Origin of the sequence: Citrobacter telavivensis (genome assembly GCA_009363175.1) — a bacterium.
In the GTDB taxonomy this organism is placed as follows: Bacteria; Pseudomonadota; Gammaproteobacteria; order Enterobacterales; family Enterobacteriaceae; genus Citrobacter_A; species Citrobacter_A telavivensis.
Genome location: CP045205.1, coordinates 2,108,581 through 2,129,533 on the forward strand (window position 1 = coordinate 2,108,581; position 20,953 = coordinate 2,129,533).

Consider the following 20,953-nt stretch of genomic DNA (forward strand, 5'->3'; position numbering starts at 1 on the left):
AGTTTGTTCGGTTAATTGCCAACAACCCGTAATTTCTTCATGTCATATGGTGCAACATGTTGATCAGAGTTTGCTTCAAGATAGTCTGACCACCACTGCATCATTCGGCGGCGCTCCTGCATGTGCTGCGCCAGATGAACATAAGCCGCACGTACCTCATTACGTTCCTGATGGCTCATTTGCCGCTCTACGGCATCCCGTGACCACAATCCTGATTCGGTAAGAGCAGAGCAGGCCATTGCCCGGAAACCATGTAAGCAAACATCGGCCTGAGTATCATAACCCATAGTACGGAGCGCTTTATTAACCGTGTTCTCACTCATAGGCTTATAGGGGTTGCTATCGCCAGGAAAAATCAGTGTGTACTCATTGCTGATGCTTTTAATCGATTTCAATACGTCAATTGCCTGCGAAGACAATGGTACTGAATGCCCACTGCCCATTTTAGCCCCACGTTCAGAGAATTTTACACCTGCGATTTCTTCTCGCTGACCAGGGATTGTCCACATGGCAGTATCAAAATTTATCTCGTCCCAGCGAGCGTGGCGAAGTTCGCTGGAGCGAACAAACGTATGAAGAGATAGTAATACTGCGAGTTTGGTGAGAGATCTGCCTGTGTATGTTGCAGTTTTCGTCATCAATTCTGGCAGGCGATCCAGAGGAAGGGCGGGGCGGTGTTTAGTTTTAGGACTCGTCAAAGCACCTTTCAGGTCGTGAGCTGGGTTGTACTCGACTATTCCACGCTGAACCGCATAGCGGAATACGCTGCTCATCGTTGTCTTTACTCTTCCCGTAGTAGCACCAATGCCTTGTTCGTTCATGCTGATAAGCAAAGGTAGCAGATCCCGTGTTTTTAAGCTGTCGATGGGTTTACTACCGATGAGAGGAAATATGTGGTTTTCCATTTCCCTCAATATTTTATTACGGGTGATCTCTTTCCACTCAGGATGTCCCATCGTTCCGCCGTGCCACTCACGGGCTATAGCCTCGAAAGTCGGTGACGTTGGTTCAGTGCTTTCAGCTTTTTTTGCTTCACGTGGATCTTTGCCGTCGGCAAGAAGCTGTCTGGCTTCATCTCTGCGTTTACGTGCTGTTGTCAGTGGAACATCCGGATACACGCCCAATGCTAATGTCGCCTGTTTACCAGCAAAGCGATAATTCATGCGCCAGTATTTGCCACCCGTTTTTTTGACCAAGAGGTACAGACTGCCACCATCGGTTATTTTGTAATCGGTGTCTCGTGGCTTGGCATTCTCGATCTGTTTGGGTGAAAGCTCGTTTATAGCCATAAATGGCACCCCCTCAAGAGGTAATTGATGGTATCTGGATATCGAACTGATGAATACCATCACTTATACCATCAGAGTGCTGTAATGTCATGAAGGTAATTGAACGCTGTGTAAGTGTGGTTTCTGTTGAAAGGCTTGGTATTGCTGATGTTGTGAAGTGAACTGAAGTGGTGTGAAATGACTTAATGGTGTCCCCTGCATACATCGAATTGGCATGGCAGGGGATTGTTAGGAAAGGGGTTTTTCAGAATTGGATTTTATTTTACCCGCAGTTTTACCCATCGTGGCGATTCAGGAGCTTTTCTTTGAATGCGCAATGCTCACTATATAACCAACGGGCGCGGCCGTGGATGAGTCTGCTTTTTGGCAGGGTGCCGTCTTTGATGCGGTCATAGATGAAGGTCTTTCCGAAACCAGTATCTGCCATGATGAATTTCAGATCAACCAGTGAATCGGGCTGTAATTGGTGTTGCATGGGTTTCATCTCCGGTTTGGAAATCGAACCTGTAAAACAGGTAAAAGAATGCCCTCACAGTGGAGGGCAAAAGGGATAACGTTGCAGTGCTTTCGCACCCAAAAGCCAGCTCATAACTGGCTATCAGTTGCGTCAGTCGTCTTCATCTTCGTCCCAGTCCTCGTCGTAATATGGCGAGGTGAGAAGGGGGTTAGTTGCTGAGAGAATCTCTCCGGCGGCGCCCTGCCGCTGAAGTCGACGAAGTGCTTCGTAAAGCTCAAATGCCTCGGTTCGCTCGTCACCTATATCGAGGGCGCATGCAACCTTGTGCGCCTCGGTGACCAGAGTTGATAGCTGGTTTCGGATGTCCTGAATGGTGCTCATAGTTCTCCTTACGCCGCACGCTGGGCGCGCAGCTTTTTCAGGTGATCTGCTGTTTCGATTTCTTCGGCGATCCGCTCGGCCTGTGCTTTGGTCAGCGGCTCGAATTCATGCTGAAAGCGGCCCATGCTGGCGATGCAGGTGCGACCGTTGCGGATGTAGTGGATTACTTCGTGGGTAGTGCGGATGATTTTGCAGGGCGCGCCGTGGGGATCGGCGTACCAGGTGTTAGGCTGGATTATCCTGAACATTGGGCACCACCTTAAATTCAATTACCCAAACCCATGGGTTGGCCTTCCAACTTTCCTCGCCGTAGATTGATTCCCACAGCTGCGCAAAGTTGTCATATGGAGTCCAGACTTCTCCGCCGCTATCTGGGTCAGAGTATGTTGGCCGCCATCCGGTAAGTTCCATGCCTTCAGCCTGCGCATCCTCCTGGCTGATAGAGTTCAAGCGCTCCACGCTCACGCTGGTAACTTCCAGCAGAATGCGACAGGCTGCGCGAGGCATGTGGATAGATGGTTTCCAGCACGAACGACCATCTTCATAGCCATCGTCATCACCCCAGGTAAAATCCCCATCTGCTGCGTAAATAGCGTGACCAGAGTAGTAACCATTACCAAACGGCATTTCGTGAATGGCTGTGGCAGGACGGTCAGGGATCCATGGCTGAATGCGACCGTCCTCATCCAGTTCATGGCTAACTACGCCCCACGTTTCGCGCACCCAGATGCGATCGCCGACGGCACCGAACGGGCAGGTATAGCCTTCATTCTCATCAGCAACGCCAAACACATCTTTCTTTGCAGGCTGCAGGTATCCGTTTTTATCGACCACGCCAGGCGTGTACCAGTGTGCGTTTAAATCCAGATCGTAACCGTTATGCGTTGGATGGAAGCCATCAGACGGCTGAATTTTCATGATGCGCCGGGTCTGCGTCTTCCGACCGCCGAGGATGGCGCGAACCATCTCGCCATTAAAAATCATTCCGCGCTCTTTCACTGGATCCCCCTCTGCTTATTCTTCAGCTCAATGACCGATTGGCACTCCGCGCATGTCTGGCAGCCGGGAACGGCGGCGCGCCGCGGCGCCGGGATATCCTCGCCGCATTCCGCGCAATGCTCAGCTGATATGGTGTTACGGTTGAGCCGGTGAGCGGAAAGGGCAGCGTTACGCTGAAGCTCTTCAATCTCTGCTGCTGTGTCGATGATGTCGGCCATGGTCAATGCTCCCGGAACTGTCGGTTAATTCGGTTGAAGGTGATACTTTGGCCATTCACCTGTCACTATCAGCCAAATGAGACGATGCGCGCGATAGAGGCGGCCAATCCTAACTTTGACGTAAAGCTTTCTACCGTTCCCACAAACCGAGCCAGCAACACTACCTTTCTGGACTTTTTTGCGACAAGTCTTCCAGGTCAGCAGCCCTGTTGTGGGGTCATATTCCAGAAGCTCTCTAACCATTTCGGCAGTTAATTCAGGGCAGTTTCTACTCGGCATTTTCATATCTCCCCGGAACAAGCTTCACATCGCCATCAACTTCATTCCCCCAAGCATCCCAGCCCGGTGCCGCGCTGCGACTAAACAGCTCAATGCGCGGCACATCTCCATAAAGCAGCTCCAGCCGGTGGCGCACTTCCCAAGGCTTTTCGCTGTGCGCGCCGAGCGGGCTGTAGACCACCTGCTTAATCGCGGCATGCTTTCGCTCCAGCCCGGCGCCGCGGGTAGCAATCAGCAAGTCCTCGGTGTTGGCTCGGGTGTGGTTGCCACCGTTCATGCGCGTCTCAGCGTTAAGCAGATCGAGGAAGTCGTAAAAGTCGGTGACTTCACCCTCGGCCAGCGCCTTGTTGATGCGCAGTTCCGCGTTCTGGTTCAGCTTCACCCAGGTAAAGCCCTTCATCGTGCGAACGGTAAAACCCCAGGCCTCGGCCAGTTCTATCGCTTCCTGGTTATGCGTACCTGTGTACCACATCGCCAGCACCGCGTTTTCGGCGGCTAGTTCCCACACTGGCAGACGCTTGATGTCGATTAACTTCATGGTGGAGTAGTGGTCGGCAGCGGCGCCGTTGCTTATGGTGTTGCCGTAAGACCAGGGCGGATCAGCGTAGATTAGAGAGTATTTTCCGGTCATACACCCTCCCGCTCCGGGTCGTTAACATCCCAGCCATTACGCTCCATATTGGTTTGCAGCCGCTTATCTCCGACCTCTTCGATACTCCGTCCGGTCATATCTGCGACTTCTGCGTTTGTGTGGCGCCACAGGTATGCAACTTCTTCTGCTGTCCATTCAGGCATGACTTTTCCTCCTGACGTTCTGGTCAGAGACTGTAATTTGCTGCGTACGGAGTAGATGGAACGCCCGGTTGCTGCAGCGACCTCTTCAGGTGTGAAACGACTGAGAAGGAATAACTCGGCTTTAGTCCAGCGTCTGCCGGTCATTCGAGATGGAATACTTGCGCCGATACGCGATGCTTGAGTTGTTATGGCGCGTTCCGTGCGCTCAAGCTTTTCAGCAATGACCGATACCGGCATTGTTCCACCCACTTCATGCAGGAATAGGTTTTCCCAAGATTGCCAAAGTACGCTCATTGGCTCTCCTTAAGGCGATACACGCAGCCGCCGATCGTTCCGTTTCCCCATTCCTCGCTGGTAAGTAGGTGTTGAATCCGAGACAGAGACGGGCCTGAGATGAATGTTTGTTGCATCTCCAAAGCAGGTGCCCACCCCTCGTAATAGGGCTCGTGATAGTTGAGAGTGATTCCGCCGGTATGACCAAGAGCTCCCTTTGCGGTCTGCCAACGGTGGAATGAAGTGATATGATTCCGCGCATCCTTACGCAGAATTCTGATAATCGATTCAGGAGTCATAGTGTTAACGGCAATGCCGCCCGCTAATGAAGAGTGGTTTTACGCAGCCTGTTTGAGCTCTTTGATGCGAATACCAGTGACGTCTTTGCATTTGTTCTGGTGCTCAGAAAATCCGTTAAGCAATTTCCATGTTTCTTCGTATCGATGCTTTAGCCGCTCGCTGTTGTTTTCAGAGCTGGCATATTCAGAGAAATCGGCAAGGATTTTGTCAGCATCCTCAGGCTGAGTTGTCCTCTCTTCCTGCTGCGCCTCATTGCAAGGTTGCTCTTCCTGTTGGACTGCAGATCCGGATGGCAATGCCCATGCTGGCAATGCTGGAGCCTTCCAGTAAAACACGCCGACCTCTTTTGATTTTGCATACTGGAATCCCGGTGCGCGTGTTGCTGAAACTACGGCAAAACCTTCATCCAGGTTGTAGAGGTAACGTCCGATACCCCACTGAACGGCGGCGCGCTTCATTGCGCCAGAACGCCCCCCTTTAACAGCTTCTACCTGGGTGTTTTCAGCCGCATCCCATTTGGTGATCCACTCGCCATCAACTTTGATGGAAATACCGCACTCAACCCCGCCATTATTTGGGATGTCGCGGTAGTCGTTACGCCAGCCAGCCTTTCCGCATACTTCATCCAGGCGTTTCATGATTGCCCGGTTAGTAACGTAAGCCAGCACTTTGGCCCAAATGCCGTTATTAGTTTTCCCTGCTTGCTGTATGCGCCATTCGATGTCGTCTGAATGGAATGGCTCATCTAATTTATTCAGATCCATGCTTCACCTCAGAACGGCAGGTTTTCGCCGAGAAAGTCACATTGATTGATGCGTTCATCACGAGCCATGCGCAGACAATGACGCTTCATGCTTTTGTTGGCGGACTTACGCCAGTACAGAGCTTCAACAACGTGATACTTGCGTTTTATCCGGCTGAGCTCCGGTGTTCTTGCTAAATCAACGGGGATCATTGTTCACCTCAGTAATGAATTTTTGCGCAGGGGATCAGGTCATCTTTCAGAGCGGTAAGCACTTCGATAGCCTGTTCGCGGGTTAAGCTTGTGTGGCTGGTGAGCGCGTTAACGATGTTGGTGCCGACCGTCTTGCGGTGCTTAACGTCAGCTTCGCGCTTGGCTTGCTCGTCGGCTTTGCGCTTCTCTTCGGCCAGGCGAGCATCTTCGGCCTGTTTTGCCTTCAGGCGCTCGGCTTCAACCGCCGCGGCTTTTTCGCGTTCCGCCCGGGCTTCCGCTTCCTGCTTCTCGCGAGCTGCACGCTGTTCCGCTTCAATGCGCTGGCGCTCCGCTAGTTCAGCGCGGGCTTTCTCTTCAGCCTCACGGCGTGCCGCTGCATCCAACTCAGCTTTGTGCTTCGCTTCTGCATCGCGGCGGGCTTGTTCTGCCGCTTCCTGTTTCAGTTGCTCATCACGTTCACGCTGAGCCTGTTCCGCCAGACGGCGCTGCTCTTCGCGGTCACGGTCAAAATCCTTATTCATCAGCAGGGCCATTTCGTGGTCCGCTTCGAACTTGGCAGCCAGCTCCTGATCGAACCTGATGTTCATCTCCAGCGCTTCGGCGTGCATCGCGTTCATGGCTTCTTCAGCCTTAATGCGTTCCTGCTCGGCTTCCCATTCGGTTAGTGGGCGGCGGGTCGCATCACGTAGCTCGTCGCAAGCATCAACGAATCGCTTAATTTCAGCCTCTGCTGGACGCACAGCCTCTTTCAGGCGCTTAAGGTATTCACGGCCCGGCTTTTCGATTGCCGTCTTGCTGCGGGATACCTGCGCCGCCAGAGAGGCGACACGGTCACGGCCTTTCTTCGTGGACAGGTCAGGTACTTCGTTCACTGCCTGGCGGATTTGCTCGAGGTAAACATCAAGGCCGCCCGATACGTAAAGCACCGGTGCCTGCTCAGGCTTGATTTCGATGACAGTTAAGTCCGTTACTTCGCTCATGGTTTCTCCTGAAATTTGGATGCAACGATGCCGCCCGCAGAAAGCCAGGCCGATCGGTTGAATAGGGTGGTTAGTGACTAAGTCCGTGACCGCGACCGTCGAGATAAACCTCAACAAGCAGCTCTTTGGTGTAGGTGCGCTCACAGCCGCGGTGAAGGTAGAGTTTGCCGCGGGCATTTGCTGATGCGGTCCACATTCCGTCTTTGTGCTTTACCAGCATTCCTGGCTGAACGGCGCCGCGGTTAACTTCAAACACTCCGTAATGGTGCATCATGCTTCACCTCAACCTTTTCCAGGAGACCAGCGATATGCATCTGCCAGCGGTTAAGCGTCAGCTTTTCACGCGGTGCCGATACCGACGTCAGCTGCCACTCGTTATCGTTGAGCTTTTTGGCGGTGTACTGCTTGCCGTTGTGGGTGACTGTCATAAATCCTCTTGGCCTTATCGCGGCGAACGGAACGTTAATAATGGGGTTGCGCAATATCTGGCGGTGGATGGCCGCCGGTTGTCATAAATGGGCAGACTCGAAAATCTGCCTATGTATGGCCGATAAAAAACCCGCCGTGGCGGGTCTTCAGAAATAGTTTTTTTGATCGTGCATCGCTCGCTCGAGAATCAACTTTGCATCTTCAAAGTTGGAAGATTCAAAAGCATCTCTTATGGCTTTAGCCAAGCAAGTTGCGTCGCTTTCATAGTCATCAGCTCTGCTTTCCCAGTTTGATGCCTCTTCTTCAGCCTCATAAAGGCGATCACCATACTCACACTCGAGCTCTTGGCGTACTTCATCACGAAGCTTCTCCTTGATGATTTGAGATGCTTCTTCAATCGGCATTGTTTCCAGAATCGTCTCTGGCTGATGAGTGCCGTACTTCAACGTAATATCAGTAGCAAACATGCAACCTCCGAAAAAATGCCCGCACGGTGGCGGGCCAAAAAAGACTTTTCAAACTTAACCAGAACAGGTCTTCGTCTCCTGTTTGGTTACGATGGCTTCATTACCATCACCAAGCACCGGGTTAAGATGCTTGAGGTTGGCTATGTCGTTACCCGCTGATGCGGGAGAAATGCTAAAGATGCCCAAACTCTTTCATGAGCATCTCTTCGTTATGTTTAATCTTTCGAATGGCGTATTCGCCATGATGGAAAACGGCCGCCTCGTTAAAAGCACGCACCGCATCAATTTTTGTTTGGAAAGTACCGAGGGCTATTTGCTTCCTGTTAACCTTGATCTGCGCTCTCCAGCACCCATGACGCTTATCAATGCTGATCCCGATGTAACCGCTGGTGTTTGTTGATTTAATGGATACATTCCGGCAGTTTTCCTCACGCTTAGCTTCTCTGAGGTTAACTAGGCGGTTGTCAGCTTTATCGCCGTTGATGTGGTCGATAAAACCTTCAGGCCAGTGTCCATGCACATAAAGCCATGCGAGCCTGTGAGCAAAGTATTGCTTTTGGTCGATCAGGATCTTGATGTACCCGTAACTGGTTAGCGTCCCCGCATAAGGAGATTTATTGCGAGCGCCTTTGTTAAAGTTCCATTTGAAATGACCACTTTCAGGATCGTAAGTTAGGATTTTGCGGAGATACTCTTGGTTTAACTCAGGCCGCATAATTACCTCCCTGCTTGTTTACCGTCAGCCCCTCGCAAAGAGCTGCCGGTAAAGATTCCCCGATGTTCGGGAACTGAGCAGCAAACCATTCCGGTGCGGTAAGGTGGCGTTAACCACCCCAGCGATCGCCCCTCTGAATTCTGCCGATATGTGATTTGCTGACGTTGAACATATCGGCAATCTGTTTTTGCGTTTTCTTTCCCTTAAGCCGTTTTATTTCATCAACGTCAGAACTACTTAATTTCGCTCTTGGGTTTAACTCGCCGTGACGGTGGCAACTTCTACCCTTAAGTGCCATATCATTCATATTGTCCTGATGGGTGCCAATTCGTAGGTGAGAAGGATTGATACACTTTGGGTTGTCACACTCGTGCATAACAATCAAGCCGCGAATGTCATCCAATGTGAGTCCGTTTGCCTCGCAATAAGCCTTCCTGTGAAGCTTTATTGATACCGTTTTACCGTTAACCTTAGTCGTGGTAATTCCGTATTTTCTGTTCTGTTTGTGTTCGACACATGCACTTAACATATCGACCTCTTTTGATAAAAATCATTAGGTTAAGTATTCGTGTGTAGTCAGCGCCAACTCCCTGCCAGTGTTGCCCGTTCTCACGCCGTTCTCGCTCTCGCGCGGGGATACTCTCTCACCGACCGGATCGCACCCGGTGATACAGCACGTTTTCGTGTAGGGGTCATAACAGGTCATTGACGCTGTAAATCTGCATGTTGTTAAAAAGCAGGCGACTTGCTATCCGCCGCTGGCTAACTTCGCTCAGCTGTCGATGTTTCGTTTCGATGGGCTTATTAAAAACCATAGTTGTTTTATCGTCAACAACAATAGTTGTATTAATGATTAATGTGGTTTTATTTGGTTGTTTTTAAACTAAATTTATTTTTAGCTCCGATGATGGTATGTTTGAAAAAACATCAAAAAGGAGTGGGTAATGGGCTTGGATGAAGAAAGAGTGAACATGATGGTTCACGCCATGGGGCGGGCGGTCATGGAGTTGTCACTGGCAGATTTACCTATGACCCAGCAAAACATCATCGACAAGCTGGAACGGTACCGGAAGGAAACGGGAAACGTGATAGGTAAGGGTGTGAACAGGGATGCAGCTGAGATAGTGCGGAAGGGCAATAAAAACCCGGCGCGGTGGCCGGGTTTTAGCTGGTGATTTGAAATCCTATATCTTCAAGCGTAGCGTCACCTCTGCATAATGCGTGAAAGTGGCGATCTTTCAGCCCGGCTTGTTTAGCCATGGATTTTATCAAATCTCTGGAAAATGGGGCGTGATGCTTATCAACTGTAACCACCCATTTCCCTTTGCTGTTCTTGAGAACCCATTGTTCGTGAGAGGTTCCTGTTTTGGGTTTCATTTCAAACCCCATTTTCTTAAGCCCTCTGATTACCTCGTCGTATTTCAAAGGGGTAAGCTTTTTCAAGAACATGTAATGCAGTCCTAAGCATGAGCATCACAAGGTTCAGCAAAGAGCTTTGCTTCACCTCGTTTTCTGACAAAGACCTGAAAGGCGATCACCCAATACTTTAGCCACATAGATAGCGGTGCTTTACGGCTAAGTAATTGTTTTGCATATTCCGGTTCTGATAGTGCTTCAGTGAAAAAGTCTTTAATCTGTTCGTCCAGTTTTTTTACGGCGTCCTGCATGGTATCTGCTTGCGCTGCCAATGACAGGTCTAAACACGCAGCTACGTAAACGCCGTTCTGCTGGTAGGCCATGCAACGTAAGGTTTTCATTTTGTATCTCCTCAGAAGCTCTCATATAGGAGCTTAAGTGAAGTTTACCCTATAGGTGATTTTAGGCAACTCAAAAAATAGATAAAAATGTAAATGTCAAGGAGTGGGGTTTATTAATCTGAATTTTTATACAGTGTAATTGTTTTGTATGAAAAATTCGCCATCCTTAACCAAACGTCTCATCAGGCCACTATAAGCACGATAGCAACAACCGAGAGCAAAGTAACCACGCCTACTATCAGATATTCTCTCATCACCCAAACACCTCATCAGGCCACTGCTACAGTTTGTTGTAAGCTATCGATTCATGGATCAGCGCTTTTCCCATGATGTAGAGCTGGTCCTGATTCTCTTCTGTTACATACCAGTCTTTGTAAGCCGGGTTATCTGAAAGCACGGCTAATTGCAGGCCCTGCATTTGCAGACGCTTAACATGGAAGTGCTGCCCAAAGACAAATGCGTATACTCCGTCAACCTTGAAGTTCCTCACTGACACATCGAAGAAGAGGCGATCACCAGACTGAATCGTTGGACACATACTGTCACCGTCTACAGTCATCACCTTCACATCATGCTGTGCGCGATTGCCGAAGAGGGCGCGGGCATGCTCATTTGTGAACTCAATAGCATGCAGAACTTCTACAAACTCAGAAATCATGAATGATCCCGGTCCCGCACTAACAGTGAGGTCGAGAACGTCTACGCGGAATACGTCCGAAGCTGCATTAGTTAATAAAGCTGCCCCTGATTGCTTTCCGTCATTAAGCATCGCCCCTTCTCCAGAGCTGAGCCAATCAGGCATTACCCCGAGCGCGTTAGCAATTTCCACAAGCTTGGTGGTCTGGCTGGCTTTTCCTGTTTCAATTTTCTGAATAGCCGCCTGGCTAACACCCACGAGATCCCCGAGCGCCTTTTGTGTCAGGCCTCGTGCCGCGCGTGCTTCTTTCAGTCTTCCAGCAAGTGTCGTTTTCATAAGGTTAAATGTACAACCGTGGTTTTATTCCATCAAACGAAAATGGTTGTTGACTAAATACAACCATAGTTTTATTCTTCGTTTATGTTCACTATGGAGGTTGTTATGAACCCAACCATTAAAACCGCTATCACCATCGTCGGGTCACAAAAAGCCCTTGGTGAAGCGTGCGCAGTGTCGCAGCAGGCGGTTTACAAGTGGCTACACAACAAAGCGAGGGTTTCTCCGGAGCATGTGAACAGCATCGTAAAAGCAACTGGTGGCGAGATTCAGGCCTACCAGATTCGCCCTGATTTGCCGACGCTGTTCCCGTCACCGGCCGACAATAACGCCGCCTAACCGGCGGCCCTAACCACGAAAGGGAAAGCAATGCATTCACTTGCGTATCAACAGAGTACCGGACTTGAACAACGTCCGTTGATTTCGATTTATCAAAGTGTTCCGCGTAATAACCGTAAGCTAACTCGAATACGGGAGGCAGTTAAGGCCTGGCAAAAAGCTACGCCGGGCCAGTCTCAGGTTCACATTTCTCAGCTGGTTGCGAAAGAGTGGCTGGCGCGCGGCGGGAAGGGGTTGTTACTGGCAGGTTCTGAACACAACACGAAGCAGAACTTCTTCCGGATGATTAACGATCCGGGCCCGAAGAACGACAAGGGGTTGATGCTACTGATCCCCGTCATTATCGACGTGATGGCGCGGGATAACGAGAAAGTGGCGAGAGAGTTCGGTCTGGTCGCAAAGACTGAGGCCGAACTGATAGCCGAGGCCATGAAAGAGTGCACTGAAGCACATCAGGCGAAGTTACTTGGTCAGCCGATACAACGCCTTGAGAAAGAGGTGAGAGAAGCTGCTGAAGCACTGCTGCGCTTCCTGCCAACTGAATCAATCGCTGCGGTGGTGACAAGTCTGGCCGCTATGGCGCCGGGAGTTATGTGATGGGTACTACCAAAAAAGCGAAAGCCCTTGAAGCGGTCACTTCAAAGGCCCTTATCACACTGTGTTACGCCAAGTAACTGGAGTAAGTATGTCAAAAACTCGCAAAAAGTACCAGGAAAAAGAGGAACGTCGCCATCCAGATTCACCAGATGGCCTGGTTGTCGCTGCCTCAAAAAACCGGGCGTTCGCTGAGCGCTTCGTTGGCATGGCAAGACTGGCACTGATTCAGGCAGGGGTGAAGCATGGGCGTCGTTAAGTTAGCTGATTATCGTAAACCTCAACAAGAGGTTATGGAGCGACAGGTGGCAGATATTGAAGATGGCTATACGCGCATCGCCAATGATTTGCTCGATGCCATTATGTCTAACAACTTCACCGTTCGGCAGATGAAACTCCTGCTAGCTGTAATTCGTAAAACATACGGATTTAACAAGACGTTTGACTGGATAAGTGGTGAGCAATTCTCAGAAATGACAGGCATGCCGAGAACAAGATGCAGTTCAACTAAAACAGAGTTGCTGAATATGCGGGTCTTGGTTACCGAAGGAAGAAAGGTTGGCATTAACAAGGTGATCTCAGATTGGTGCGTAGATAGACCAGAGCGTCGCAGAGAATACGGCTCTACAAAACACAAGGCTGGTTACATATACGTTTTTGCTGAAGATGAATTCGGTCCTGTGAAAATTGGCTTCACCACCCGTGATGCGGAAGAAAGGCTAAGAGAGGTTAAATACTACTTCGAAGGAAATAATCCTAAGGTGTTTTATGTTTCTCCTTTCCATCTTCACGCAGGGGCTATCGAACCACTGGTTCATGAAGCGATGAAAGAGCAGATGATTCGCGGAGAGATGTTCGAAACCACAGTGGCACAAGCAATAAATAAGATTAACGACGTGATGGAATATTTTACACCGTCTGTGACAAATAGTGTCACACCGTCAGTAAATCGTGATTTACAGCGTGAGGTACACACAAAAGACAATAATCAAAATACAGAAAAACAAGATCCCCCTAAATCCCCCCAGGGGGAAAACTCACTCGCTCAGGAAGTGATGGATTACTTCAACGAGCTAACGGGTAGTCGTTGTGCTGCACTGGCGCCTTTCGAGAAAGCTCTCTCCACGGTGAAGAGCAAAGACCAGTGCTACACCGCTGAAGAGCTGAAACTCGTTATCCGCTGGGCCCATGTGAACTGGGGTCACAGCTTCAAGCCAGAGAACCTGTGCCGTATGACCCGCTTTGATGGATACCTGTCAGACGCCCTGATATGGGCAGATGGTCATGGAAGCAACCCGAAAGCCTGTCCGCACGAAGAGATCATCAAGCTCTGGAATGAAAAATTCCCTTCGAAGGCCGTTTCACTGCATGAGTGGAACCGCCGCCGTCCGGCCTATCGAGACCTGGAAGCTGTGTGGAACGGCAAAACCACCCAGGGCAACTGGCGAGAACTGAAGCACATGGGAATGGCCTTCGAGCTGATTAGCAAGTCTTCCCTGTTCGGCACCAGAGGCGATCAGCCATGGCTGACTCTCGACTGGATACTGAATCCGAAGAACTGGGGATCTGTCTACGAGCAGGCCATCAACGAGCACCGTGAGCGCAAGGGAGTGAAAGCATGAGCCGTTTTATTGATTTATACGTTGAGCAGGCCGTCATCGGCGGAATAATGCTTGCAGCAGGTCGCCCAGAGGGTGCGGACATGGCTACCGATGCGATTGAGGGGCTGACTGAAGACCACTTCACAGCAACGCCTCACAAGGTGGCTCTGCGGTCCTACAAACGCCTCAACGAGTCCGGGGAGAAGATAGACCTGCTGACGTTGACCAGCGACCTTGAACGGCTTGGCGCGCTGGAAAGTGCCGGGGGATTCGCTTACCTGGCTGAATGCAGCAAAAACACTCCGTCTTTCGCAAACCTTGCAGCCTACTGCGAAAAGCTTCGGGAAATGTACCTTGGTCGCCGTATGACCCTGGCGTTACAGGTTGGGATCCAGAAGCTGTCCGAACCAACGACCGAGGGTATCGCAGACATCATCGGCAACATTCAGGCCGACATCTCTGGAATTGAGCACAGCGCTGACTACGGAACTGAACACATCACCACTGGAATCGATATGTCGCTTGAAACCATCCAGGCGATCATCAATGGCGACATCTGGAAATACAAAACAGAGCTCGGCATGTCGACCATCGATAGCGCTTTCGGAGGATTCAACAATACGGATTTTATCGTTGTTGGCGGACGTCCTGGCATGGGGAAAACCATGTTTAGCACCACAGTGACAGAAACCGTAGGCCTGAAAAACAAAAAGCCGGTGCTGTTCTTCAGTCTCGAAATGCCAGTGGAACAAATCTCTGAGCGAGTCGCTTTCCACCGGGCGCGGGTAAGCAAAGAAGATCTGCTGAGCAAAGTTAGCGGGAAAATGGACGAGGCATGGGGGAAGGTTAGTCACTGCATGAAGGAGTTCATCGACTCTCCAATCTACATCAATGACAAGCCATCCCTCAGCGTTCATCAGGTGCGAGCGGAAGCCAGGCGAATGAGCAAGAAACTGGGTGGACTTGGTGTGGTCATTGTCGATTACCTCCAGAAGATGCGCATGTCTGACCCTGAGAACATGAACCGCAGCGTAGGGGAGATCGCCACCGGCCTGAAAAACCTGGCGAAAGAGTTGCGTTGCCCGGTCATCGCACTGGCTCAGCTTAACCGTAAGGTCGAAGAACGTGCTAATAAGCGCCCGGTCGCAGCTGACCTCCGCGAGTCCGGTGTTATCGAGCAGGAAGCCGATGTGATTTTCATGATCTACCGGGATGAGAAATACAACCCGAACACCGAACTGAAAGGCATCACCGAAATCATCTGTGTGAAGTCCCGCCATGCGCCAGGGGCAGAAAAGACCTACCACTTCAGCAGCCGCTACTCCGGCCTGGACCCGGTAGATTTCACCTACAGCGGCCAGATGCAACAGGAGGCTGACTATGAGTGCTAAGACGATGAAAGGCAAACAGGTAATCCTGCGTTATCTCGAAACGCACCGGACCTTCACCGCGAAGGATGTGGCCACAGAGTGCGGCATGACCATCAACTGCATCACGAAGAACGCTATCGATCTGGAGCGGGCCCGGAAGATTGTGCGCGTGAGCAAGGTATGGCGAACGGTGACTTATCGCCTGGCCACGCAGGAAGAGCAGGCCGGTACCGCACGCAGCTGCACCAACGGAATATTTCAGGAATGCCGCAACAGCGCGGCTATGAAGCGAGTATTGATGGTTTGGGGGAGGGAAGGGGTATGAGCAACAAATACGAAGATCTGATTAAAAACGCCAGGATGAATGCCGACTGCGGTGAGCACATGTCACCGACAGAGGTTACGACTCTGCTTAACGTGGTTGAAACCACATTCGCGGCGCTGGCTGCGGAAGTGTACGACCTGAAACATCCTGGCACATACCTGCCATCGAAACGCGAAACTCCTGCTACGGACGCCTTCCTGGCTGAAGTGCGGGCGCAGGGTGTGGAGTCGTTTGCTGAAAGCCAGAAGGAATACGTCAGAATGAACCGCTACGAATTGGATTCCATGACTCGCGCTTCATATTGCGGAAGTGCTGTTGATGCTGAACGATTCGCCACCCAGCTTCGCAAAGGAGTGCAGTCATGAGCAAATTAACAATCGATTTACTCGTCATGGATGATGCCTGCGACCCATATATTTGCGGCGTTCGTGGAGCTTGCACCATTGAAGACTTGCAAGCTATTGAGAAGGAAATTGTTGAAAACCGAGGCGACCATTTGCCAACAGATGGTACCTACACCATCGAGGCCAGTTTCTTTGAAGGTCAGTACGGTGAATATGGTCGATGCGAATTATCTCCAGGGTGGGAGTGGGAGATTATTGAGTTTTCCACTTTTGATTTTGGTGAGGAGGCCGCCCAATGAGCAACATCGACAAACAGGCGCTGCGTGAAGCGGCGGAGAAAGCATTACCAGCGATGAAACGCCTGCTGATGATGCCTAACGATGAGTTATTTGATGAGGCGTTGTTAAACGTCGATGGTGATGTTGACGCGGCGAATGCATTTAACTTGCTCTCTGGACCGGAAACTATGCTGGCGCTGCTGGATGAGCTGGAAGCCGCAGAGAAGCTGATTGCTGAGCTGGAGTTGAAACTAGAAGCCGCAGACAAATTGCAGGATAGCGCGTTTCGTCATGGTCTCCAGCATGGCTTTAGTTACGGGCAAACGGATAATCAGGCGGGGTTCGAGCAAGCCATCCAGGCATATGGTCAGCAGTGGAAAGGAGAGTGAGTATGAAATACGAAATACCAGAATCAGAAGACATTGAATGGCAGCAGGATATGCTCCGTGAAATAGACAGCGCCCTTGACGTCTTGCGTGATGAGCATGAGCACGCAGTGGTGGTGGAAGAAATCATCAATGATATCACCGCGAGAATAGCATCACTCCGCGCGTACTCTGGATACTGAGGACTAACCCATGAGCCCTATTACCGAAGAATTCACCAAAGAGCAGTTACAGCAAATTATCGAAACTGACCACGTTCAATGCGGTGAGGCTTCTTCGCTGGCGCGTATCGCGCTGGCCTCGCTGGAGGCTGCGCCAGTGGCGTCATGCATCGTTGAGGATGGGGGCATGTGCGTTGATGGATTTGGTGAGTATGTAGGTCACTCGCTGCCAGATGGAACGCACCAGCTTTACGCCGCCCCGCCAGCGCCGGTAGTGCCGCCTGAGAAAAATGATAGCGATTACGTAACTGATTGTCATGGCGTGCCTAGCCTTGAGGATTGCGCACATCAGCGAGGGTGGAATGAATGCCGCGGCGCCATTCTTCAGGGTAGCCAACCTGTAAGTAATCGTGATGAGTTGCCGATGGACTACATGCAGGGGCATAAAGACGGCCTGGAGTGGGCCGCACGACTGGCAGAAGCCAATCACCCACAAACCGGCGACTGGCTTTACGATGACCCTATTGAGCTTGCAAAGGCGATTCGAAAAGGTCCGCACATGCCTGAATTAAAGTTAGTGCAAGCTGATGCTGATGACAACTTCTACTCGTGGTTTGGCAGATTCTGGCATGAAAATTATCAGCAAAAGAATTACACAACATCTGCAAAACAGATGCTTGGTACGATGGCTGAGTTTGCATTTAGAGCAGGGAGAGAGTCGGCAACTCAGGCTGGCAACTCTCCGGTAATTCCGGAAGGTTGGGTGATGGTGCCGATTGAGCCGACTGAAGACATGATCGTTAATGGCTTTGAATCAGAGCCTGATGAGAGTTTCAGTGATGAGAAGGAGTGGGAAGTATACGACGACATGAGTGGATGCCAGCAAGCTGCGCACCGGGCTAAGTTGTGCTGGGCGGCAATGATTGCAGCGGCGCCGAAGTTAGAGTGATTCTTGATAATCATTTTTCAAAAGTGATGTTATAATTAACCATCGTCGGTCTGAACACCCGGCGATGGGGTTGCGCTAAACGGGGACGTTTATGCGCACACAAAATCTGAAGTCACTTCTCCAGTCACAGATGCAGAAATGCACCTGCGATTTTCTGTATTCTGCGCTACCTATCGGAGGTGGCGTATGAGTATCAAATTTTACCTCCGCGACGAGCAGGTTCGCCGCAACCTCATTGACTACATCAACAAGCAGCCTGTAAACGCAGATTTCCCGCTCGTGGTGAGTTTTGCCGACCCTAAGCGCACTCTTCCTCAGAATTCACTGTTCCACGCGCTTTGCGGCGACCTGGCTAAGCATCGCATTGAGTGGGCTGGCTCTGCGTGGTCACTTCCGTCATGGAAATCAATTCTGGTTTCCGGTCACTCCATTGCCACTGGCGGGCAGGGGAAGGTTGTTGCCGGGATTGAGGGCGAATTGGTGGCAATTCGCGAAAGCACCTCATCGATGGGGATCAAACGGATGAATAGTCTGATTGAGTACACCCAAGCTTTCGCCGTCAGCCAGAACATACAGCTTCGCGATGTCCGTTACCGTGGCGATTATTTCGGGAGGCTTGCATGAATAACCCTCTCGCACGCGTCATCACCAACGAAATCTTCCGCGTTCCGGCACGCCGCAAACGTAAGCCCGCGGTTAAGCCGTCCGACATCCCGACACTGAAGGGCTACACCGCCCGCCTGGTGGATAAGAAATGGCTGCGTCTCGCGGCACGGAGAAAGCATGCGTAAACCAACCCGCCGTAAGTGCAAAGTGTGCGGTGAATACTTCGTGCCGAAATTCCACGACATCCGGATCCGATGGTGCTGCCCGGAGCACGGCGCAATCCTCGCGTTGGAAGAGCGCGAAAAGGAGAAGGTGAAAGCCGCGGCTAAACGCATCAAGGAGCAGAAAGAGGCAGAGAAGGCCGGGCGCAAGCGTCGTGCTGAACGTCGCAACGAGTTGAAGCCAATCCGCCACTGGGTGCAGATGACTCAGCGAGCTTTCAACGACTGGCGGCGCGAAATGCTGTTGGCCGCCGGGCATGGCTGTATATCCTGCGGAACGAAGACCGCCTTTGCCTGGCATGCCGGGCATTACCGTACCACGGCCGCCGCACCACAGCTTCGCTTTAATCCGGACAATATCTGGCTCCAGTGCTCCGCCTGCAACGTTCACAAGTCCGGGAACATTGAGGCGTACCGTGCCGCTCTGGTCGAACTGATCGGAGAAGAGCGCGTGCTGGCGCTGGAATCCAACAACAAAACCCACCGATACACCCGAGAAGAGCTCGATGGCATCCGCGCCAAAGCCCGAGCAGACCTTCGCGCACTGAAACAGCAGGAGGCAGCATGACCCGCACCGATATCGAAAATTACCAGAAAGCATCGGTACTGCGTGCCGATCCTGAATGCTCATGGATGAAGTTGGCTTCTGTACCGCGGCGCTCATATCTTGGGAAATATCGCCGCCTCACTCCTGCTCAAAGTCGGTGGGTTCGTTCGTTATTAGGACTTTGGGGAAGAGAGTTTGGTGGTAGTGACACCTCATATCTGTCTGGAGGTGGCGGCATGTGGTCGATGATACTCACTGGATGGACAGGTGAGCAGCAGGAGAGGATTACTACCGTACTCGCCGGTCTTCGCAAGATGGGGTATTCAGGAGATCAGCTTATCATGCAGGCAAAAGCTATCATCTGGCCTAAAAAGTCTCTATCCGATCTGATGGGAAATGCTGCTGATGAAGAAGAGGCTGAATTTATGGAGAGAGTGATTCTCAAATCATTCCCAAAAAATAGCATCGTCTACGAGATAGGGAAGGACTATTACACATGGCGCAAGACCATTAACGATATGGCCCGTTGGATGCAGTATCACCACGCGCCTTTCTTGACTGAAAAGCAGTGCATCGATCGCGTTCGGTGGTGTATCGATCTGTTCAATTCTGCTGTCTTCTTCACGTTAAAAGATGAATTAGGCTTCGAAAATGCAAAAACTTGCGAAAAAGACTTGAAAACAAGTTTTGAAGATGCATAATTCATATATGCTCGGACGTCGAAGGCGAAAGAGCGAGGTGGTGAGGAAAAAGAGGCGGCTCTCACCACTGAACCGCCTAGTTGGTATCTTCGACGCATCGTCTGGTACTCCAACCGTAGAGGGCTGAGAGGTTCTCCAAGACCTGAGTAATCAGGCCGCCATCTGGATGATGGCGTTGTTATTCGAAGCCTCGCCATCGTGCGGGGCTTTTTGCATTCAGGGTCAGAAGCACAGAGGTTGTGCGATCGGCTGTTAACCGATTGGTCGAAGGTTCGAATCCTTCCTGTCACGCCAAATACCTACCAGGACCATAAGAGCGAAAGCTCAACGCACTACCCTCATCTTGCCAGCCATCGTGCTGGCTTTTTCTATTTCAGGCCCCGGGAATCATCATCGACATGCTTCGTTGTTAAATCCAGCCCGTGAAGCCTGCTCCCTTACTACAAACAGCACCTGCTAACTATGCGAGGTGAGGCTATGAAAATGAATGACAAAAACCCTGAATTCTGGGCTGCGGTTTTGACCGGACTCAAAAATGCGTGGCCCCAGATTTTGGGGGCGTCAATGGCCGGACTCATTGCCTACGGTCGACTGATATACGACGGTGCCACCCGTAAGAATAAATGGCTTGAGGGCGTCCTTTGCGGCGCTCTTTCTTTATGTATCACCAGTGCGCTTGATGTTGTCGGACTTCCGGTATCGATATCACCCTTTGTTGGTGGCGTGATTGGATTCGTCGGCGTGGACAAGCTGCGCGAGATCGCTATCAGCGCACTTAAAAAACGGGCAGGAGTGAACGATGACAACCAGTAATGTTTCCCGCGGTATCCGCAACAACAATCCCGGCAATATCCGGTGGGGTGATGAGTGGCAGGGCTTGGTACCAAAAGCACAGCGCACTGATAAATCATTCTGCCAGTTCACCACACCTGAGTATGGTATCCGGGCGATGATCATCATCCTGCGCAATTACCAGCGTAAGCACGGTCTGAACACGGTAAGTGGCATTATTAAACGCTGGGCACCGCCGAACGAGAACAACACGCAGGCATATATCAACAGCGTGGCCCAGGCGACGGGCGTCACCCCCGACCAGCGCATCGATACCAGCGACAGCCGGTTCATGATGAAGCTGTTACAGGCCATCATTAAGCATGAAAACGGTAGCCAGCCTTACGGCTTCGATACGTTTGTTCGTGCAGTCGAACTGGCGGGGTAATCATGAATATCGCGCTGGTGGAAAAATACTGGAAGCCACTGGCGG

Annotated in this window: 32 protein-coding genes, 1 tRNA gene and 4 pseudogenes; 17 read left to right on the top strand and 20 right to left on the bottom strand. The window is 51.1% G+C overall.

Annotation, left to right across the window (positions count from 1 at the left end):
- Positions 1 to 11: 11 nt before the first annotated feature.
- From GBC03_12275 to GBC03_12355, 17 genes and pseudogenes are all read right to left on the bottom strand, one after another.
- Positions 12 to 1,289, bottom strand: coding sequence for a DUF4102 domain-containing protein (locus GBC03_12275; protein ID QFS70925.1), 1,278 nt, complete (start codon positions 1,287 to 1,289; stop codon positions 12 to 14).
- Positions 1,290 to 1,563: 274 nt separating this feature from the next.
- Positions 1,564 to 1,764 carry an excisionase gene (locus GBC03_12280; protein ID QFS70926.1) on the bottom strand — a complete coding sequence of 67 codons (201 nt, stop codon included), beginning with the start codon at positions 1,762 to 1,764 and terminating at the stop codon, positions 1,564 to 1,566.
- 132 nt (positions 1,765 to 1,896) lie between these two features.
- Complete coding sequence (locus tag GBC03_12285) at positions 1,897 to 2,127, bottom strand: hypothetical protein (protein QFS70927.1); 231 nt, start codon at positions 2,125 to 2,127, stop codon at positions 1,897 to 1,899.
- A gap of 8 nt (positions 2,128 to 2,135) precedes the next feature.
- Positions 2,136 to 2,375, bottom strand: coding sequence for a DUF4222 domain-containing protein (locus tag GBC03_12290; GenBank protein QFS70928.1), 240 nt, complete (start codon positions 2,373 to 2,375; stop codon positions 2,136 to 2,138).
- The gene (locus GBC03_12295; protein ID QFS70929.1) at positions 2,353 to 3,111 is read right to left on the bottom strand and encodes a hypothetical protein; all 759 of its coding nucleotides are present in this window, start codon (positions 3,109 to 3,111) and stop codon (positions 2,353 to 2,355) included. The genes GBC03_12290 and GBC03_12295 overlap by 23 nt, the downstream gene beginning before the upstream one ends.
- An 11-nt stretch (positions 3,112 to 3,122) precedes the next feature.
- The gene (locus GBC03_12300; GenBank protein ID QFS70930.1) at positions 3,123 to 3,344 is read right to left on the bottom strand and encodes a TraR/DksA family transcriptional regulator; all 222 of its coding nucleotides are present in this window, start codon (positions 3,342 to 3,344) and stop codon (positions 3,123 to 3,125) included.
- Positions 3,345 to 3,612: 268 nt separating this feature from the next.
- Positions 3,613 to 4,254, bottom strand: coding sequence for a DNA methyltransferase (locus GBC03_12305; protein QFS70931.1), 642 nt, complete (start codon positions 4,252 to 4,254; stop codon positions 3,613 to 3,615).
- 188 nt (positions 4,255 to 4,442) lie between these two features.
- A pseudogene (locus GBC03_12310) lies at positions 4,443 to 4,655 on the bottom strand (hypothetical protein).
- A 53-nt stretch (positions 4,656 to 4,708) separates the two neighbouring features.
- Positions 4,709 to 4,990, bottom strand: coding sequence for a hypothetical protein (locus tag GBC03_12315; protein QFS70932.1), 282 nt, complete (start codon positions 4,988 to 4,990; stop codon positions 4,709 to 4,711).
- Between the two features lie 39 nt (positions 4,991 to 5,029).
- Positions 5,030 to 5,755, bottom strand: a complete 726-nt coding sequence (locus GBC03_12320) for a recombinase (GenBank protein ID QFS70933.1) — start codon at positions 5,753 to 5,755, stop codon at positions 5,030 to 5,032.
- A gap of 8 nt (positions 5,756 to 5,763) precedes the next feature.
- A complete protein-coding gene (locus GBC03_12325; protein QFS70934.1) occupies positions 5,764 to 5,946 on the bottom strand; it encodes a hypothetical protein in 183 nt (60 codons plus the stop codon).
- Between the two features lie 8 nt (positions 5,947 to 5,954).
- Positions 5,955 to 6,926 carry a hypothetical protein gene (locus tag GBC03_12330; GenBank protein QFS70935.1) on the bottom strand — a complete coding sequence of 324 codons (972 nt, stop codon included), beginning with the start codon at positions 6,924 to 6,926 and terminating at the stop codon, positions 5,955 to 5,957.
- A gap of 70 nt (positions 6,927 to 6,996) precedes the next feature.
- Complete coding sequence (locus tag GBC03_12335) at positions 6,997 to 7,200, bottom strand: cell division inhibitor protein (GenBank protein ID QFS70936.1); 204 nt, start codon at positions 7,198 to 7,200, stop codon at positions 6,997 to 6,999.
- Positions 7,175 to 7,354, bottom strand: coding sequence for a hypothetical protein (locus tag GBC03_12340; GenBank protein ID QFS70937.1), 180 nt, complete (start codon positions 7,352 to 7,354; stop codon positions 7,175 to 7,177). Before GBC03_12340 ends, GBC03_12335 begins: the two co-directional genes overlap by 26 nt.
- 147 nt (positions 7,355 to 7,501) lie before the next feature.
- Positions 7,502 to 7,939, bottom strand: a pseudogene (locus GBC03_12345) (hypothetical protein).
- 55 nt (positions 7,940 to 7,994) lie between these two features.
- Entirely contained in the window at positions 7,995 to 8,537 is a 543-nt protein-coding gene (locus GBC03_12350) for a Pathogenesis-related transcriptional factor and ERF protein (protein ID QFS70938.1), read from the bottom strand.
- 109 nt (positions 8,538 to 8,646) lie between these two features.
- A complete protein-coding gene (locus GBC03_12355) occupies positions 8,647 to 9,066 on the bottom strand; it encodes an HNH endonuclease (GenBank protein ID QFS70939.1) in 420 nt (139 codons plus the stop codon).
- A gap of 415 nt (positions 9,067 to 9,481) precedes the next feature.
- Between GBC03_12355 and GBC03_12360 the strand changes: the two genes are divergently transcribed.
- Entirely contained in the window at positions 9,482 to 9,712 is a 231-nt protein-coding gene (locus tag GBC03_12360) for a hypothetical protein (protein QFS70940.1), read from the top strand.
- Here the strand turns inward: GBC03_12360 and GBC03_12365 are convergent.
- From GBC03_12365 to GBC03_12375, 3 genes are all read right to left on the bottom strand, one after another.
- Positions 9,702 to 9,986 (bottom strand): addiction module toxin, HicA family, encoded by a 285-nt coding sequence (locus GBC03_12365; protein QFS70941.1) that lies wholly within the window; start codon positions 9,984 to 9,986, stop codon positions 9,702 to 9,704. The two genes, GBC03_12360 and GBC03_12365, sit on opposite strands and share 11 nt — an antisense overlap.
- Positions 9,987 to 9,997: 11 nt before the next feature.
- Positions 9,998 to 10,294 carry a DUF1902 domain-containing protein gene (locus GBC03_12370; GenBank protein ID QFS70942.1) on the bottom strand — a complete coding sequence of 99 codons (297 nt, stop codon included), beginning with the start codon at positions 10,292 to 10,294 and terminating at the stop codon, positions 9,998 to 10,000.
- A 280-nt stretch (positions 10,295 to 10,574) separates the two neighbouring features.
- On the bottom strand, positions 10,575 to 11,267 hold the full coding sequence (locus tag GBC03_12375) for a helix-turn-helix domain-containing protein (GenBank protein QFS70943.1): 693 nt from the start codon (positions 11,265 to 11,267) through the stop codon (positions 10,575 to 10,577).
- Between the two features lie 105 nt (positions 11,268 to 11,372).
- Here GBC03_12375 and GBC03_12380 point away from each other — a divergent pair, with 105 nt between their 5' ends.
- The 16 genes and pseudogenes from GBC03_12380 (at position 11,373) to GBC03_12455 (ending at position 20,908) form a co-directional block, all read left to right on the top strand.
- Positions 11,373 to 11,606, top strand: coding sequence for a transcriptional regulator (locus GBC03_12380; GenBank protein QFS70944.1), 234 nt, complete (start codon positions 11,373 to 11,375; stop codon positions 11,604 to 11,606).
- A gap of 30 nt (positions 11,607 to 11,636) precedes the next feature.
- Positions 11,637 to 12,203 carry a hypothetical protein gene (locus GBC03_12385; GenBank protein ID QFS70945.1) on the top strand — a complete coding sequence of 189 codons (567 nt, stop codon included), beginning with the start codon at positions 11,637 to 11,639 and terminating at the stop codon, positions 12,201 to 12,203.
- A gap of 242 nt (positions 12,204 to 12,445) precedes the next feature.
- Positions 12,446 to 13,822: a DNA replication protein gene (locus GBC03_12390; protein QFS70946.1), complete on the top strand. Its 1,377-nt coding sequence runs from the start codon at positions 12,446 to 12,448 to the stop codon at positions 13,820 to 13,822.
- Positions 13,819 to 15,192 (top strand): AAA family ATPase, encoded by a 1,374-nt coding sequence (locus GBC03_12395; GenBank protein ID QFS70947.1) that lies wholly within the window; start codon positions 13,819 to 13,821, stop codon positions 15,190 to 15,192. The genes GBC03_12390 and GBC03_12395 overlap by 4 nt, the downstream gene beginning before the upstream one ends.
- Entirely contained in the window at positions 15,182 to 15,496 is a 315-nt protein-coding gene (locus GBC03_12400) for a protein ren (GenBank protein QFS70948.1), read from the top strand. Before GBC03_12395 ends, GBC03_12400 begins: the two co-directional genes overlap by 11 nt.
- 176 nt (positions 15,497 to 15,672) lie before the next feature.
- Positions 15,673 to 15,861, top strand: a pseudogene (locus tag GBC03_12405) (hypothetical protein).
- The gene (locus tag GBC03_12410) at positions 15,858 to 16,139 is read left to right on the top strand and encodes a hypothetical protein (protein QFS70949.1); all 282 of its coding nucleotides are present in this window, start codon (positions 15,858 to 15,860) and stop codon (positions 16,137 to 16,139) included. Before GBC03_12405 ends, GBC03_12410 begins: the two are co-directional and overlap by 4 nt.
- A complete protein-coding gene (locus GBC03_12415) occupies positions 16,136 to 16,507 on the top strand; it encodes an ead/Ea22-like family protein (GenBank protein ID QFS70950.1) in 372 nt (123 codons plus the stop codon). The genes GBC03_12410 and GBC03_12415 overlap by 4 nt, the downstream gene beginning before the upstream one ends.
- A gap of 903 nt (positions 16,508 to 17,410) precedes the next feature.
- A pseudogene (locus GBC03_12420) lies at positions 17,411 to 17,614 on the top strand (hypothetical protein).
- A 186-nt stretch (positions 17,615 to 17,800) separates the two neighbouring features.
- Positions 17,801 to 18,238 carry a recombination protein NinB gene (locus tag GBC03_12425; protein QFS70951.1) on the top strand — a complete coding sequence of 146 codons (438 nt, stop codon included), beginning with the start codon at positions 17,801 to 17,803 and terminating at the stop codon, positions 18,236 to 18,238.
- Positions 18,235 to 18,405, top strand: coding sequence for a NinE family protein (locus GBC03_12430; protein QFS70952.1), 171 nt, complete (start codon positions 18,235 to 18,237; stop codon positions 18,403 to 18,405). The genes GBC03_12425 and GBC03_12430 overlap by 4 nt, the downstream gene beginning before the upstream one ends.
- Positions 18,398 to 19,009: a recombination protein NinG gene (locus GBC03_12435; GenBank protein QFS70953.1), complete on the top strand. Its 612-nt coding sequence runs from the start codon at positions 18,398 to 18,400 to the stop codon at positions 19,007 to 19,009. Before GBC03_12430 ends, GBC03_12435 begins: the two co-directional genes overlap by 8 nt.
- A complete protein-coding gene (locus GBC03_12440; protein QFS70954.1) occupies positions 19,006 to 19,689 on the top strand; it encodes a DUF1133 family protein in 684 nt (227 codons plus the stop codon). Before GBC03_12435 ends, GBC03_12440 begins: the two co-directional genes overlap by 4 nt.
- Before the next feature lie 219 nt (positions 19,690 to 19,908).
- A tRNA-Asn gene (locus GBC03_12445) sits at positions 19,909 to 19,983 on the top strand.
- 189 nt (positions 19,984 to 20,172) lie between these two features.
- Entirely contained in the window at positions 20,173 to 20,502 is a 330-nt protein-coding gene (locus tag GBC03_12450; protein QFS73985.1) for a phage holin, lambda family, read from the top strand.
- Positions 20,489 to 20,908 (top strand): structural protein, encoded by a 420-nt coding sequence (locus GBC03_12455; protein QFS70955.1) that lies wholly within the window; start codon positions 20,489 to 20,491, stop codon positions 20,906 to 20,908. The genes GBC03_12450 and GBC03_12455 overlap by 14 nt, the downstream gene beginning before the upstream one ends.
- The last annotated feature ends 45 nt before the right edge of the window (positions 20,909 to 20,953 follow it).

Excerpts from the sequence above, each read along its gene's own strand:
- GBC03_12275 (QFS70925.1), bottom strand. The coding sequence starts at position 1,289 with ATGGCTATAAACGAGCTTTCACCCAAACAGATCGAGAATGCCAAGCCA.
- GBC03_12280 (QFS70926.1), bottom strand. The coding sequence starts at position 1,764 with ATGCAACACCAATTACAGCCCGATTCACTGGTTGATCTGAAATTCATC.
- GBC03_12285 (QFS70927.1), bottom strand. The coding sequence starts at position 2,127 with ATGAGCACCATTCAGGACATCCGAAACCAGCTATCAACTCTGGTCACC.
- GBC03_12290 (QFS70928.1), bottom strand. The coding sequence starts at position 2,375 with ATGTTCAGGATAATCCAGCCTAACACCTGGTACGCCGATCCCCACGGC.
- GBC03_12295 (QFS70929.1), bottom strand. The coding sequence starts at position 3,111 with ATGATTTTTAATGGCGAGATGGTTCGCGCCATCCTCGGCGGTCGGAAG.
- GBC03_12300 (QFS70930.1), bottom strand. The coding sequence starts at position 3,344 with ATGGCCGACATCATCGACACAGCAGCAGAGATTGAAGAGCTTCAGCGT.
- GBC03_12305 (QFS70931.1), bottom strand. The coding sequence starts at position 4,254 with ATGACCGGAAAATACTCTCTAATCTACGCTGATCCGCCCTGGTCTTAC.
- GBC03_12315 (QFS70932.1), bottom strand. The coding sequence starts at position 4,990 with ATGACTCCTGAATCGATTATCAGAATTCTGCGTAAGGATGCGCGGAAT.
- GBC03_12320 (QFS70933.1), bottom strand. The coding sequence starts at position 5,755 with ATGGATCTGAATAAATTAGATGAGCCATTCCATTCAGACGACATCGAA.
- GBC03_12325 (QFS70934.1), bottom strand. The coding sequence starts at position 5,946 with ATGATCCCCGTTGATTTAGCAAGAACACCGGAGCTCAGCCGGATAAAA.
- GBC03_12330 (QFS70935.1), bottom strand. The coding sequence starts at position 6,926 with ATGAGCGAAGTAACGGACTTAACTGTCATCGAAATCAAGCCTGAGCAG.
- GBC03_12335 (QFS70936.1), bottom strand. The coding sequence starts at position 7,200 with ATGATGCACCATTACGGAGTGTTTGAAGTTAACCGCGGCGCCGTTCAG.
- GBC03_12340 (QFS70937.1), bottom strand. The coding sequence starts at position 7,354 with ATGACAGTCACCCACAACGGCAAGCAGTACACCGCCAAAAAGCTCAAC.
- GBC03_12350 (QFS70938.1), bottom strand. The coding sequence starts at position 8,537 with ATGCGGCCTGAGTTAAACCAAGAGTATCTCCGCAAAATCCTAACTTAC.
- GBC03_12355 (QFS70939.1), bottom strand. The coding sequence starts at position 9,066 with ATGTTAAGTGCATGTGTCGAACACAAACAGAACAGAAAATACGGAATT.
- GBC03_12360 (QFS70940.1), top strand. The coding sequence starts at position 9,482 with ATGGGCTTGGATGAAGAAAGAGTGAACATGATGGTTCACGCCATGGGG.
- GBC03_12365 (QFS70941.1), bottom strand. The coding sequence starts at position 9,986 with ATGTTCTTGAAAAAGCTTACCCCTTTGAAATACGACGAGGTAATCAGA.
- GBC03_12370 (QFS70942.1), bottom strand. The coding sequence starts at position 10,294 with ATGAAAACCTTACGTTGCATGGCCTACCAGCAGAACGGCGTTTACGTA.
- GBC03_12375 (QFS70943.1), bottom strand. The coding sequence starts at position 11,267 with ATGAAAACGACACTTGCTGGAAGACTGAAAGAAGCACGCGCGGCACGA.
- GBC03_12380 (QFS70944.1), top strand. The coding sequence starts at position 11,373 with ATGAACCCAACCATTAAAACCGCTATCACCATCGTCGGGTCACAAAAA.
- GBC03_12385 (QFS70945.1), top strand. The coding sequence starts at position 11,637 with ATGCATTCACTTGCGTATCAACAGAGTACCGGACTTGAACAACGTCCG.
- GBC03_12390 (QFS70946.1), top strand. The coding sequence starts at position 12,446 with ATGGGCGTCGTTAAGTTAGCTGATTATCGTAAACCTCAACAAGAGGTT.
- GBC03_12395 (QFS70947.1), top strand. The coding sequence starts at position 13,819 with ATGAGCCGTTTTATTGATTTATACGTTGAGCAGGCCGTCATCGGCGGA.
- GBC03_12400 (QFS70948.1), top strand. The coding sequence starts at position 15,182 with ATGAGTGCTAAGACGATGAAAGGCAAACAGGTAATCCTGCGTTATCTC.
- GBC03_12410 (QFS70949.1), top strand. The coding sequence starts at position 15,858 with ATGAGCAAATTAACAATCGATTTACTCGTCATGGATGATGCCTGCGAC.
- GBC03_12415 (QFS70950.1), top strand. The coding sequence starts at position 16,136 with ATGAGCAACATCGACAAACAGGCGCTGCGTGAAGCGGCGGAGAAAGCA.
- GBC03_12425 (QFS70951.1), top strand. The coding sequence starts at position 17,801 with ATGAGTATCAAATTTTACCTCCGCGACGAGCAGGTTCGCCGCAACCTC.
- GBC03_12430 (QFS70952.1), top strand. The coding sequence starts at position 18,235 with ATGAATAACCCTCTCGCACGCGTCATCACCAACGAAATCTTCCGCGTT.
- GBC03_12435 (QFS70953.1), top strand. The coding sequence starts at position 18,398 with ATGCGTAAACCAACCCGCCGTAAGTGCAAAGTGTGCGGTGAATACTTC.
- GBC03_12440 (QFS70954.1), top strand. The coding sequence starts at position 19,006 with ATGACCCGCACCGATATCGAAAATTACCAGAAAGCATCGGTACTGCGT.
- GBC03_12450 (QFS73985.1), top strand. The coding sequence starts at position 20,173 with ATGAATGACAAAAACCCTGAATTCTGGGCTGCGGTTTTGACCGGACTC.
- GBC03_12455 (QFS70955.1), top strand. The coding sequence starts at position 20,489 with ATGACAACCAGTAATGTTTCCCGCGGTATCCGCAACAACAATCCCGGC.